An 11,861-nucleotide genomic window follows, 5' to 3' on the forward strand; every position below is an offset into this window, starting at 1 on the left:
TGCTTAGCAGATTCTAGGCAATATCTCGCCTTCTGGATAATCTAAATAAATTTTACTTCCCCAAGTGTTTTTCATCACTACCTTATTTCCAAGTGTGCTTTGTGCGACATTTCCAATGATTCTAGAATCTTTTCCTAATCTTGTATTTTGAAGCAAAGAGAGTGCTTTATTTGCATCATCTTTTGCTATAGCAAAAGCACATACTCCCTCATTTGCTAATAAATATGGCTCAATTCCTAGAATCTCACATACTCCACGGACAGAAGGTGGCACCAAAATATCATCTTGATTTATAAAAATATCTTTTTTTGAAGCATTTGCCCATTCATTTAAAAGTGCTGCAATACCGCCTCTTGTAGCGTCACGAATAGCATGAATTGCGATATCATTTTCAATCAATACATTTATCATTTCCCACAAACTAGCACAATCGCTTTGTAAATCATTTGATAAATTGACATTATTTCTAAGACAATAAATACAAGCACCATGCGAACCAATTGGGGCACTCAAAATGATTACATCATCTACTTGCAGCTTTTTTGCGCTTAGATTTTTATATTTTACCTCACCAATTGCAGTAGTATTTATAAAAATGCCATTTAGGCTGCCTTTATTTACTACTTTTGTATCAGCAGATAGAAGTGTGATGTTATTTTTTTGCATTTCATCTTTCATGGATTGTGCGATTTTTTTTAAATCACTTATTAAAAATCCTTCTTCAATGATAAATGAAGCACTCAAATAAAGTGGTTTTGCTCCACCAACTGCTACATCATTACAACTACCACAAATACTTAGCTTTCCTATATCACCCCCTGGAAAAAAAATTGGTGTTATCGTATAAGAATCTGTGCTCATTGCAAAATCCTTACCACTAAAAAATCCAGAATCTTCAGATATAAATTGTGCAATATCTCCAAAAGTTTGGATAAATACATCATTTATCAATCTTGCATTTTCTCTTCCGCCATTACCATAAGAAAGCAATACTCTATCCATAAAAATCCTTCATTATTTAAAAAACATCTTAAATTTAATCAAAAAAGTATATGGTTTTTATGTTAAAATTTTTTTAAATTTTTAAATCAAAAAAATACAACTTAAAAGAGAATAAGAATGAAAATAGAAATGCTTTATAGCAAAATACATAATGCTACGATAACTGATGCAAACCTAAGCTACAAAGGCTCGATTACAATAGATAAAGCATTATTAAAAAAATCTAAATTATTTGTTGGACAAAAAGTAGATATTGCAAATATAAATAATGGAGAAAGATTTTCTACATACATTATTGAAGGCGAAGAAAATAGCAAAACTATATGCCTAAATGGAGCAGCAGCTAGAAAAGTGCAAGTTGGGGATAAAATCATTATTATGGCTTATGCGACTTGCGATATAGACAAAGCAGAATCTTTTAAACCAACAATCATAATACTAGATGAAAATAATAATATCACAACAACTAACGAGGAATAATCATGTTTAACCCAAATGACTTAAACAAAATGCTAAGCCAATTTCAAGATACTTTTAAAAATATGGAAGAAAAACAAGCAAATACCATCTTTAGTGCTACAAGTGGCGGTGGATTGATAAAAGCTAGTGTAAATGGTAAAGGTGAATTAGTAGATCTAATCATTGATAAAAGTTTGCTTGATGATGTAGAATCCTTGCAGATTCTAATCATTGGTGCGGTAAATGAAGCATATAAAAATGTAGATGAAAATAGAAAAAATAGTGCAATGGAGCTATTTGGTGATATATCGCCATTTAATAATTAGCATTTTATTGCTAAATATCGCATTTAGCCTTGATTTTAGTAAATGTGAGGAATATTATCTAAATGCATCAAAAGATTTTAGCGGGATCAATGCTTTGCACTTAGGAGATGGGCTTTATCTGGCATATTCAAATAAACAAATACAAAATGACAAGATTATAAAATCATCACCAATTTTTGGTTTGTATTTATTTAAAGATGAAGCCCTAGCCTATAAATTTGACTTAAAAGAAATAAAAAATGATATAAAAGTCGTGGCTATCAATAAAGATTCTATAGTGCATGGAGAGATATTACAAAAACAAAACTCTATAAAAGATTTAGCAATATTTAGCAAAAATATGCAGCAAAATAGCGTCATTAGCGATATTTGCTATCAAATATATGGAATCTCAACAAATGATAATAAATTTATTACTAAAAAATATATAGATTTATTTTTACAAACCTCTACAAATGACATAATCTCTACTTATTCATACATAGGAATAGAAATAAATAACAAACTAGAAATAAGCAAAATAAATCCTCTAATCATCAAAAATATAAAGATTGGAGATAAAATAGAAAGCATTAATGATAAAAAGATAGAATCTAGCAATGATTTCTTTGATGAAATCACGATATTGCCACCAAATACGCAAATAAAAATCAAGATAAATAATATTTCTTATTTGATTAAAACATTGCCTCTAAATTCATCATTTGATATTCAAGGGACTTATTTAGAAGCTTTAGGAATAGCAATAAACAAAGATTTAGTAATAATTAATAACCCAACAAATAAAAATTTTAAGCAAGGTGATAGAATCTTAAATATAAATAAGATTAGGATAAAAAATATTAATGATATAGATTCTGCTATAGATTCTACGCTAGAAGATAGTTTAAATATTTTGGTATTAAGAAGAAATTTTGAATTTTTTATAAATATACAAAAACCGCTAAATATAGATAGGAATATAAATGAAAAAGACATTAATTGATTTTGAAAACTTTTTAAAATCACATGATACAAGTATATTTGAGAGTTTTCACCCATATTTTCAAGATGCATTTTGGGAGATGGTTGTAAATGGAGGAAAACGATTTAGACCTAGTTTATTATTTAGCATAGTTTTAGCAAATGATAAAAAAAAGATAAAAGATTCATTTTGTATAGCTTTGGCATTAGAAGTTTTACATACTTATTCATTAATCCACGATGACCTGCCTGCAATGGATAATTCGCCACTTAGACGCGGGCATACAACTTTGCATATAAAATACGATGAATGCGGAGCAATACTAGCTGGAGATGCACTCAATACATACGCATTTTATTTGATTAGCAATTCAAATTTTAGTGATAAAATAAAAGTAGAAATCATAAAATCGCTAGGATTTGGTGCTTTGAAAATGGTGCTTGGACAAGCTTGTGATTGTTTTTTTGAAAATAAAAAGTTAGATAAAAGTAAGATTGATTTCATTCATTTAAACAAAACAGCTGCCCTTATTGCAAGTTCGCTTGAAATAGGTGGAATAATCGCTTTGTTAGACAAAAATGAAATAAAAAAGCTTAAGATTTTTGGCACAAAACTTGGATTATATTTTCAAATAAAAGATGATGTGCTAGATTCTACAAGTGTTGAAGAAGTTTTAGGCAAACCAATAAATAATGATATATCTAAAAATAGCTATGTAAATCTACTTGGCTTACAAAAAGCTAAAGATGCTAAAGATAGATTAAAAGATGAACTATTGCTAGAATTAGATACTATGCAAGATAACATACAAAAAAATCTAAAAGAATTACTAAAATCTCATTAACCTAAGGATACATTATGAAAAATATTTTAATTACAAATGATGATGGCTTTGATTCTCCTGCACTAGAAGCACTAATAGATTCACTTCAAGGTATGGCTAGAATTCTAGTAGTTGCCCCTGCTAGTGAAAAATCAGCTTGTGGACATGGACTTACGCTTACAAAGCCTTTGCGTTTTATAAAAGTAAAAGATGATTTTTATAAATTAGACAATGGAACCCCAGCAGATTGCATATACCTCGCATTAAATACATTATATGAGATAAAACCAGATTTAATTATTTCAGGAATAAATATAGGCTCAAATATGGGCGAGGATGTAACATATTCAGGGACGGTTGCAGGTGCAATGGAAGGTGCAATAAGAGAAATACCAAGCATTGCAATATCTCAAGTATTAAATGATAAAAATGATGTTTTTAGCTTTGATTTTAGCCTAGCAAAACAAGTAACAAGAGAGATTGTAGAAAAAATATTTAATAAATCATTCCCGCTAAAAGGGAGAAAACTATTAAATATAAATATTCCACAAATAAAGCAAAAAAACTACAAAGGTATAAAAATAACTCAATTGGGTTATAGATTGTATGGAAATGACGCACATTTACATAGGAATCCACGAGGACAAGAATATTATTGGCTAGGACTTCACCCGCTTGCATGGGAAGAAAGAAAAGAAACAAATTCAGATTTCAAAGCTATTTTTGATGGATATACAAGTATTACACCAATTTTACTAGATTTAACAAGTTATGATGATGTAAATATGCTTATGAATTGGGTAAAATAGAATATTAATTAATATTTTGGAGATAAATATGAGAGAATTAAATATAAATATGCAAGATGAATTTGAAGATGAATTTGAATTCGAAGATGAAGATACTGATGTAAATTATGATTATGATGATGATGACTATGCTATAGATGATGAGTATGAAGATGAAGAGTATTAATATAGCATTAATACAACATTCATTTAAGAATAATAAGCAAGATACGATAAATTACACAATAGATTTGATAAAAAAAGCTGCTAACAATGGTGCAAACTTGGTATGCTTGCAAGAATTGCATGCAACAGAATATTTTTGCCAGAGTGAAAATGTAGAATTTTTCAAATATGCAGAATCTTTTAATGATGATATAGAATGTTTTTCAAAAATCGCTAAAGCCAATAAAGTAGTCCTTATTAGCTCACTATTTGAAAAACGTGCAAATGGCTTGTATCACAATACTTCTGTTGTATTTGATAAAGATGGAAGCATTGCAGGAAAATATAGAAAAATGCATATACCAGATGACCCAGGATTCTATGAAAAGTTTTATTTTACAATTGGTGATAATGAGTTTAAGCCAATACAAACATCAATTGGGAAAATAGGGGTGCTAATTTGTTGGGATCAATGGTATCCAGAAGCAGCAAGACTTATGGCTCTTGGTGGTGCAGAAATACTAGTATATCCAACTGCAATAGGATTTGATAGAGCAGATTCTAAAGAAGAGCAACAAAGACAATTAGAAGCATGGATTGGGATACAAAGAGGACATGCAATAGCAAATGGCGTATTTGTGGCTGCAATAAATCGTGTTGGATTTGAATCTTTTAAAGATAGTGGAATTGAATTTTGGGGAAATAGCTTTATCTTTGGACCACAAGGTGAGCTTATTGCAAAAGCTGGGGGTAAAAAAGATGAGATAATCCAAACAACACTAGATATGGATAGAATCTCACAAGTTAGAAATATTTGGCCATTTTTACGAGATAGACGAATTGAATTTTATAGCAACATCACAAAGAGATATATTGATTAAGTGACTGGCATAAACTTCAAAAAGCATTATAAAAGAATCTTAAAGATTGCTGTGCCTTCTGGGTTGAATTCATTACTAGATATCACAAATATTGTAATTGGCATATTTATGGTAGGAAAAATATCAAGCTATCATATTATTGCAGTTGGACTGGGATTGAATTTTTTTATGCTAATTTATACGATTACAAATATATTTTTTGTAGGCACTAGCGCGCAAATATCACGACTATTTGGTAAAAAAGATTTTAATGGCATAACAAATGTGCTATCAAGTATGTTTTTTGGAGCATTGCTTGCATCTATCCCTATTTATTTTCTTGCAAATCTTTCATATTCTGCTTATTTTAATTGGATTGGAACAGATATTACATCAAAGATTCTAGGAGAAATATTTATCCATATAACACTATATGGCATACCAGCTCTTATTGCAAAAAGTATTTTAATATCAGCTTTCACATCTATTGGTGATACAAAAACACCTTTTATCATAAAGATAATTACATCTATAGTAAATATTACGCTAAATTATATTTTAATATTTGGAGTATTCTTTGAGAAGTTGGATATCGTAGGAATAGCACTCTCAAATCTATTTATAACATATCTTGAATTAGTTATTTTACTTGCACTGCTAACTAGAAAAAAATCCATATTAAAACTAAAGCTATTTTTTGATTTTACAATTTTCAAAAAAGGTATAAATATCGGCATACCTGTTGGGATTGAGCGAGGCTTTACAATCATATCATTGATACTTATATCAAAGTTTATAGCAGTATATGGGAGCGATTATTTAGCAGGTTTTCAGATTGCAACAAGGATTGAAGCATTTGCATTCATGCCTAGCTTTGGTTTTATGGTAGCATCAATGGCACTTAGCGGATATTATCTTGGGAAAAATAATACAAAAAAACTAAAAGAATCTACATACACAACAATCATACTAGCATCAATTTTTATGGGAATAATGGGCTTTATTATGGTTGTATTTGGCAAACATTTAAGTTTATTTTTTAGCACAAAAGATTCTGTATTGTATAGCTCTATCTCATATCTTACATATGTAGGATTATCGCAGATTCCGCTTGTTTTTATATTTGTCTTAGATGGAGCATATAGAGGTGCTGGAGCTACAAAAATATCGCTTGCAATCAATCTCATTTCAATATGGGGACTTAGAATCTTCCCTATGTATGTATGTTATAAAATTGGAGCTCCAATAATTAGCATATATATTATTATTTTGATTGAAACATTTATTCGTGGATTTATCTTTTTTTATGTGTTTAAAAGATGTTTCCACAGAATCTTCATTTAAAAACCAAGACGAAAAGCAATTCCAGTTTGTGTTAGATTTGGAATAGCAGCTTTACTTCCATGTGTATTTAGCAGATAAAATATTACATTTGTAGCATCACTTGTCTTCCAATCAAAATATAGATTGACTTCACCTTGTGAATATTTTTTGTTATCTGCACTAAGATTCTTATTAAAGGTATTATAGCCATAGACTAGATAAGCTTGAATGATATTTGCATCAATACCAATCTTTCCAAAAAATAGATTTACATTTCGCTCATAATTTAGAGCATCACCGCTAAAATAGAAAAATGGCGTTACTGAATTTCCTGTTTCTTGCAAACTACCCATACCTACAGATGAACCTGTCCTTATATATCCTAATTCACCATAGAAAATATTATATCTATATCCAACATCTGCATGAAATAATAAGCTAGTTTTACCACTAAATGCACTATTTCTATGCTCAAAACCAGTTAAGATTCCAATATTAGCAGTTGCATGAGATACATCTAAAGCAGCCTTAAATCCAATAAAACTATATAATTGTGGAGTGAGTGCGCCATATAATTTTAAATCCAAAAATCTAAGCAATTCCAAAGTAGCACCTAGATAGTATGTGCCACCATATTTTGTATTTAATTTTTCAAATCCAGATAGCTCTCGTGGTAAAACGGTGCCTTGTTGATTAATCCAAATAAAATCTATAAGCAAGAATCCTAAAGTTTTATTTTGAACCCAAAGTCCATCAAAATGATTAGTCAATGCATCTGTTTCATCTTCTAAACGACCAAGACGAATGCTAGTATCGCCATCAAAATATTCTAAATAGCTTCTTGCAAGCATTGCTTTATTTGTATTCCAAAAATCTCTTGCAGCATCACCCCTGCCGCCTTCATAAGTTGATTTTCTACTACTTTGGATAAGCGGAAGAGCACCTCTAAAACCTATATGAGCCCTAAAATATCCATAAAACGCACTATGATAATATAATCCAAATGATGTAGCTAAAAAAGCACTATTTTGATACTTAGTGCCATTTAAATCAGGGCTTGAGCTTGTATAATCAAATAACAAATGAATATCACCTTCTTTTTCCCCCGATGTTATAGCATCAACAAAGCTATTTGCAAAAACACTACCAATAACAAAAATCATAACAAAAACTATACGCAAAATATCCTCCTAAAAATTTAATTAAAACCAACAATTATCTATCAATCTAACCTTACCAACCCTAACTGCAATGATTAAAAGCGAATTTCTTTTTTGTATTTCTTGTATTTTTTTTAGATTATAATCAACTACATTACAATAATCAACTTCCAACCCCGCCAAACAAGCCATAGCAGCATTTTCTATGATTTTAGATTCTAATGTATTTGCAAGCACAAGAGACATAGCTTTATTGATTGCATTTGGTAAATTTAGAGCCATCTCATAAGAAGCAGAATCTAGATATACATTTCTTGAGCTTAATGCTAGATTGTTTTTATCTCGCACAATATCACAAGGAATAATATTTATATCCAAAAACAAATCACTAACCATTTTTTTTATTATAAGCAATTGCTGTGCATCTTTTTTCCCAAAATACGCATTTGTAGGTGATATTAGATTAAATAATTTTAAAATCACTCTAAGCACGCCACCAAAATGATTTTCTCTAATTGCTCCTTCAAATACTTTTGCCATTGATACAGGTGGAATTAAAACTACTTCATCATCTAATCCATTTGGATATAAAGTATCAATCTCTGGCATAAAAATAGCACTAACACCTGCGTTTTTGCACAACTCTATATCTTTTTGATATGTCCTTGGATAAATATCAAAATCCTCATTTACTCCAAATTGAGTTGGATTTACAAATATAGAAACAATTGCAATATCATTATTTGATACTGCATTTTTAATAAGCGATAAATGCCCTAAATGCAGAGCTCCCATCGTAGGAACAAAACCAATACTCTTATTTTTATTATTTTTTTTAAATTCTTTTAGTTCATCGATATTTTTTATAATCTGCATTTATAAAATCTCCAAAATTTTTTTAACCAAAAGCGATGGATTAGTATTTTTATAAATTGGTCTGCCTATGACTAAAAAATCACTTTTATGCGCAATAGCCATTTTTATTGAAGTGCTTCTATTTTGATCATCTTTGCTATCATATAATGCAGAATCTATATCATCAAAATCACAAGAACTTGGGCGGATTCCAGGTGTTAGAGTGAGTAGATCATAAGAATTTTTAACTATACTAGATTCTAATGGAGAGCAAACAATGCCGCTAATCCCGCATTCTTTGCTAAGTTTTGCAAACTTCAATATAGCATTATTTATATTATCGTTGTATATTTCATTAAAATCAATCTCATTAAAACTTGTCAATGCACTAACAGCAAACACTAAAGGTGAATTTTTATCTTGTTTTATTAAATCACCTATGCTTTGCAATGCACTCCTGCCAGCACTTGCATGAATTGTAAGCATATCTATATCTAGCTTTATAATCTCCTTTATAGAATCTAGCATAGTATTTGGAATATCATATAATTTCAAATCAAGAAAGATTCTAAATCCAAGTTTTTTAAGCTCATAAATAAAACCTAATCCTTCTCTAATAAAACTTCTCAAACCTACTTTTAGATAAATATTGCTAGTATCATTATTTGCAATATCTCTACATAATTTCAAATTATCATTTTTAGATTCCATATCAAGGGCTATACATAATCTTGCCATCAATCTTTACCTTTATTATCGCTTGTATTATCTCTTGGATAGTTTTTACTTATTGCATCTAAGATTCCATTTACAAATCTAGCAGTATTATCGCTACCTAATATTTTTGAAATCTCCAAAGCTTCATTGATAATTATTGCAATATCAAGCTTACTAAATATGATCTCATACACACCAAGCTCAATAATACATCTATCAATTACGCCAATCCTTGAATAATCCCAGCTTTTTAAGACTGATATGATTTCTTCATTAATGATTTTTAGATTTGTAATCACACCATCAAATAAATTTAGTGCAAAATCTAATTGTGCATTTTTAATCTTTCGTTGTTCTAAAATACTAACTGCAAACTTTCTAATATCTTTATTGCCAATCTCATAGGCATATAAAAGTGTTACGACAGCTTCTCTTGCATGCGTTCTTGTAGCCATTATATTTTCTTATACAAGCTCATCATCTCAATTAATGAATTCATCGCTTCAAAGCCTTTATTGCCTGCTTTTGTCCCTGCTCTCTCTATTGCCTGTTCTATTGTATCAGTAGTTAATAATCCAAAACTAACGCAAGCATTATATTTTAATGTAGAAGTAGCTATTCCTTTTGTAGCCTCTGCACTTACATAATCAAAATGTGGCGTAGCACCACGAATGACAGCACCAAGACAGCATACACCATTATAAGCATCATCATCTAATATTTTATTTAATGCAAATGGAATCTCATAAGCCCCAGGGACTAACACTAAATCTAGATTCTCATCAATTCCACCATGTCGCAAAAAACTATCTCTAGCACCTTCAACGAGTCTATCTGTTATTAAATGGTTAAACCTTGATACAATAATTGCAACTCTCTCGCTACCATCAAGCCTTAAATCACCTTCTATTTTATTCATATTTATTCTCCATTAGAAATATTTAAAATCTCAATCAATTTATTTACCATAGATTCTACATCTTTTGAATTTACCATATTTGCACCATCGCTTAGAGCATTTTTTGGATCATTATGAGTTTCTAAGAAAAATCCATCTACACCAACAGCAGCAGCAGCTCGTGCTAATGGAAATACAAAAGAGCTATCTCCAGAGCTTTTTCCGTTACCAAGACCTGGCATTTGCACGCTATGTGTAGCATCAAAAATAACAGGTGCAAATTTTCTCATAATAACCAAACTTCGCATATCAACTACAAGATTCCCATAACCAAAGCTACTTCCTCGCTCTGTAGCCCATATTTTTAATTTACTTGATACATCATAATTAGCACTCTCGTAATTTATACCTTCCTTGCCTCTAGTTTTTATAGCTTTAAGCAATGCATATTGCATATCAAGCGGATTTAAAAATTGTCCTTTTTTGATATTTATGATTTTATCACTCTTTGCTGCTTCTACTATCAAATCTGTTTGTCTACAAAGTAAAGCAGGAATCTGAATAACATCTGCGACTTGTGCGACACTTTCTACTTGAGCGCATTCATGGACATCTGTAATGATTTTGTATCCATATTCTTTTTTTATTTCACCTAGAATCTTTAATCCCTCTTTTATGCCTACACCACGATAATTTTCTAAGCTAGTTCTATTTGCTTTATCAAAGCTTGCTTTAAAATAAAAATCTATATTTGGATTTTTTGATAGTGCATTTAAATCATCTGCAATAATTTTAAGCTTATCATAACCTTCAATTGCACATGGTCCTGCCATTAGTATTATTTTTTTCATAATCCGCCTTTGATATAACCTGAATTTGAACTAATTGCTTTAAACTCTCTTTTGATCATATTATAATTTAGAATCTCACCTGTTTCTATGATGTAATACCAACCATAGATTCTAAGCAATCCAGAATCAAACTTTTCTTCAACAAATGGATAAGTCATGAGATTTTCTAATTGATATTCGATATTTATCTGCTCTGTTAGCCATATTCGTTTTGCTTTTGAATCTGGTTTTAGTCTATCGACTTTTTCTTTTACAGGATTTAATAATTCAAGCCATTTGCTTACATATGGAGTGGCTGCTAATTTTTTTTTATCTTCGTATATGTAGTGGCAAGCTCCACAATTACTATGCCCACATACAATGATATTTTCAATATTTAAAATACTTAATGCATATTCAATAGCAGAAGTAGTAGCTAAATATCCACTTCTCATATTATCCTTGCCCTCTTTATATGGTGGCACGATATTGCCTATATTTCGTATTACAAATAAATCTCCTGGGAGAGTATTTGTTATCAAATTTGGCACAACCCTAGAATCTACACATGATATAAAAAGCGTGTGAGGATCTTGTTTTTTCTTTAGATTCTCATATAATTTTTTATGATTTAGATAATCTTCTTCTCTAAATTTTAATGCGCCTTCAAATAATTCTCTCAATTACAAGC

General features: G+C 30.2%; 16 protein-coding genes. 8 read left to right on the forward strand and 8 right to left on the reverse strand.

Annotated features, from left to right (window positions below):
* Positions 1-3: 3 nt before the first annotated feature.
* The gene (gene hypE / locus CQA42_RS05245) at positions 4-1,002 is read right to left on the reverse strand and encodes a hydrogenase expression/formation protein HypE (RefSeq protein WP_115583640.1); all 999 of its coding nucleotides are present in this window, start codon (positions 1,000-1,002) and stop codon (positions 4-6) included.
* Positions 1,003-1,119: 117 nt separating this feature from the next.
* Between hypE and panD the strand changes: the two genes are divergently transcribed.
* From panD to CQA42_RS05280, 8 genes are read left to right on the forward strand one after another with little or no spacing between them, the layout of a single operon-like run.
* On the forward strand, positions 1,120-1,482 hold the full coding sequence (panD, locus tag CQA42_RS05250; protein ID WP_115583641.1) for an aspartate 1-decarboxylase: 363 nt from the start codon (positions 1,120-1,122) through the stop codon (positions 1,480-1,482).
* 2 nt (positions 1,483-1,484) lie between these two features.
* Entirely contained in the window at positions 1,485-1,787 is a 303-nt protein-coding gene (locus tag CQA42_RS05255) for a YbaB/EbfC family nucleoid-associated protein (RefSeq protein ID WP_115583642.1), read from the forward strand.
* Entirely contained in the window at positions 1,759-2,772 is a 1,014-nt protein-coding gene (locus tag CQA42_RS05260; RefSeq protein WP_115583643.1) for a hypothetical protein, read from the forward strand. The genes CQA42_RS05255 and CQA42_RS05260 overlap by 29 nt, the downstream gene beginning before the upstream one ends.
* Positions 2,753-3,595 (forward strand): polyprenyl synthetase family protein, encoded by an 843-nt coding sequence (locus CQA42_RS05265; protein WP_115583644.1) that lies wholly within the window; start codon positions 2,753-2,755, stop codon positions 3,593-3,595. The genes CQA42_RS05260 and CQA42_RS05265 overlap by 20 nt, the downstream gene beginning before the upstream one ends.
* A gap of 14 nt (positions 3,596-3,609) precedes the next feature.
* A complete protein-coding gene (gene surE / locus CQA42_RS05270; RefSeq protein ID WP_115583645.1) occupies positions 3,610-4,383 on the forward strand; it encodes a 5'/3'-nucleotidase SurE in 774 nt (257 codons plus the stop codon).
* A gap of 28 nt (positions 4,384-4,411) precedes the next feature.
* On the forward strand, positions 4,412-4,549 hold the full coding sequence (locus tag CQA42_RS08280; protein WP_181881504.1) for a hypothetical protein: 138 nt from the start codon (positions 4,412-4,414) through the stop codon (positions 4,547-4,549).
* Positions 4,545-5,408, forward strand: coding sequence for a carbon-nitrogen hydrolase (locus tag CQA42_RS05275; protein WP_147289270.1), 864 nt, complete (start codon positions 4,545-4,547; stop codon positions 5,406-5,408). The genes CQA42_RS08280 and CQA42_RS05275 overlap by 5 nt, the downstream gene beginning before the upstream one ends.
* A complete protein-coding gene (locus CQA42_RS05280) occupies positions 5,409-6,731 on the forward strand; it encodes an MATE family efflux transporter (protein ID WP_115583646.1) in 1,323 nt (440 codons plus the stop codon).
* On the opposite strand, the gene CQA42_RS05285 is transcribed toward CQA42_RS05280, so the two are convergent.
* Genes CQA42_RS05285 through CQA42_RS05315 form a run of 7 tightly spaced genes read right to left on the reverse strand, consistent with a single transcriptional unit; the run spans position 6,728 to position 11,853 of the window.
* Entirely contained in the window at positions 6,728-7,891 is a 1,164-nt protein-coding gene (locus CQA42_RS05285; RefSeq protein ID WP_115583647.1) for an Opr family porin, read from the reverse strand. The two genes, CQA42_RS05280 and CQA42_RS05285, sit on opposite strands and share 4 nt — an antisense overlap.
* Before the next feature lie 21 nt (positions 7,892-7,912).
* Entirely contained in the window at positions 7,913-8,746 is an 834-nt protein-coding gene (panC, locus tag CQA42_RS05290) for a pantoate--beta-alanine ligase (protein WP_115583648.1), read from the reverse strand.
* Positions 8,747-9,463 carry an orotidine-5'-phosphate decarboxylase gene (gene pyrF, locus CQA42_RS05295; RefSeq protein WP_115583649.1) on the reverse strand — a complete coding sequence of 239 codons (717 nt, stop codon included), beginning with the start codon at positions 9,461-9,463 and terminating at the stop codon, positions 8,747-8,749.
* Positions 9,463-9,897 (reverse strand): transcription antitermination factor NusB, encoded by a 435-nt coding sequence (gene nusB, locus CQA42_RS05300; protein ID WP_115583650.1) that lies wholly within the window; start codon positions 9,895-9,897, stop codon positions 9,463-9,465. The genes pyrF and nusB overlap by 1 nt, the downstream gene beginning before the upstream one ends.
* Positions 9,897-10,361 (reverse strand): 6,7-dimethyl-8-ribityllumazine synthase, encoded by a 465-nt coding sequence (gene ribH, locus CQA42_RS05305; protein WP_115583651.1) that lies wholly within the window; start codon positions 10,359-10,361, stop codon positions 9,897-9,899. The genes nusB and ribH overlap by 1 nt, the downstream gene beginning before the upstream one ends.
* A 2-nt stretch (positions 10,362-10,363) precedes the next feature.
* Complete coding sequence (gene kdsA, locus CQA42_RS05310; protein ID WP_115583652.1) at positions 10,364-11,191, reverse strand: 3-deoxy-8-phosphooctulonate synthase; 828 nt, start codon at positions 11,189-11,191, stop codon at positions 10,364-10,366.
* Positions 11,188-11,853 carry a carbonic anhydrase gene (locus CQA42_RS05315; RefSeq protein WP_115583653.1) on the reverse strand — a complete coding sequence of 222 codons (666 nt, stop codon included), beginning with the start codon at positions 11,851-11,853 and terminating at the stop codon, positions 11,188-11,190. Before CQA42_RS05315 ends, kdsA begins: the two co-directional genes overlap by 4 nt.
* Positions 11,854-11,861: the final 8 nt, after the last annotated feature.

It is taken from the genome of Helicobacter sp. MIT 99-5507 (genome assembly GCF_003364295.1).
Classification (GTDB): domain Bacteria; phylum Campylobacterota; class Campylobacteria; order Campylobacterales; family Helicobacteraceae; genus NHYM01.

What these genes read in the sequence shown, in the direction of transcription:
- hypE (WP_115583640.1), bottom strand. Translation starts at nt 1,002, where the DNA reads ATGGATAGAGTATTGCTTTCTTATGGTAATGGCGGAAGAGAAAATGCA.
- panD (WP_115583641.1), top strand. Translation starts at nt 1,120, where the DNA reads ATGAAAATAGAAATGCTTTATAGCAAAATACATAATGCTACGATAACT.
- CQA42_RS05255 (WP_115583642.1), top strand. Translation starts at nt 1,485, where the DNA reads ATGTTTAACCCAAATGACTTAAACAAAATGCTAAGCCAATTTCAAGAT.
- CQA42_RS05265 (WP_115583644.1), top strand. Translation starts at nt 2,753, where the DNA reads ATGAAAAAGACATTAATTGATTTTGAAAACTTTTTAAAATCACATGAT.
- surE (WP_115583645.1), top strand. Translation starts at nt 3,610, where the DNA reads ATGAAAAATATTTTAATTACAAATGATGATGGCTTTGATTCTCCTGCA.
- CQA42_RS08280 (WP_181881504.1), top strand. Translation starts at nt 4,412, where the DNA reads ATGAGAGAATTAAATATAAATATGCAAGATGAATTTGAAGATGAATTT.
- panC (WP_115583648.1), bottom strand. Translation starts at nt 8,746, where the DNA reads ATGCAGATTATAAAAAATATCGATGAACTAAAAGAATTTAAAAAAAAT.
- pyrF (WP_115583649.1), bottom strand. Translation starts at nt 9,463, where the DNA reads ATGGCAAGATTATGTATAGCCCTTGATATGGAATCTAAAAATGATAAT.
- nusB (WP_115583650.1), bottom strand. Translation starts at nt 9,897, where the DNA reads ATGGCTACAAGAACGCATGCAAGAGAAGCTGTCGTAACACTTTTATAT.
- ribH (WP_115583651.1), bottom strand. Translation starts at nt 10,361, where the DNA reads ATGAATAAAATAGAAGGTGATTTAAGGCTTGATGGTAGCGAGAGAGTT.
- kdsA (WP_115583652.1), bottom strand. Translation starts at nt 11,191, where the DNA reads ATGAAAAAAATAATACTAATGGCAGGACCATGTGCAATTGAAGGTTAT.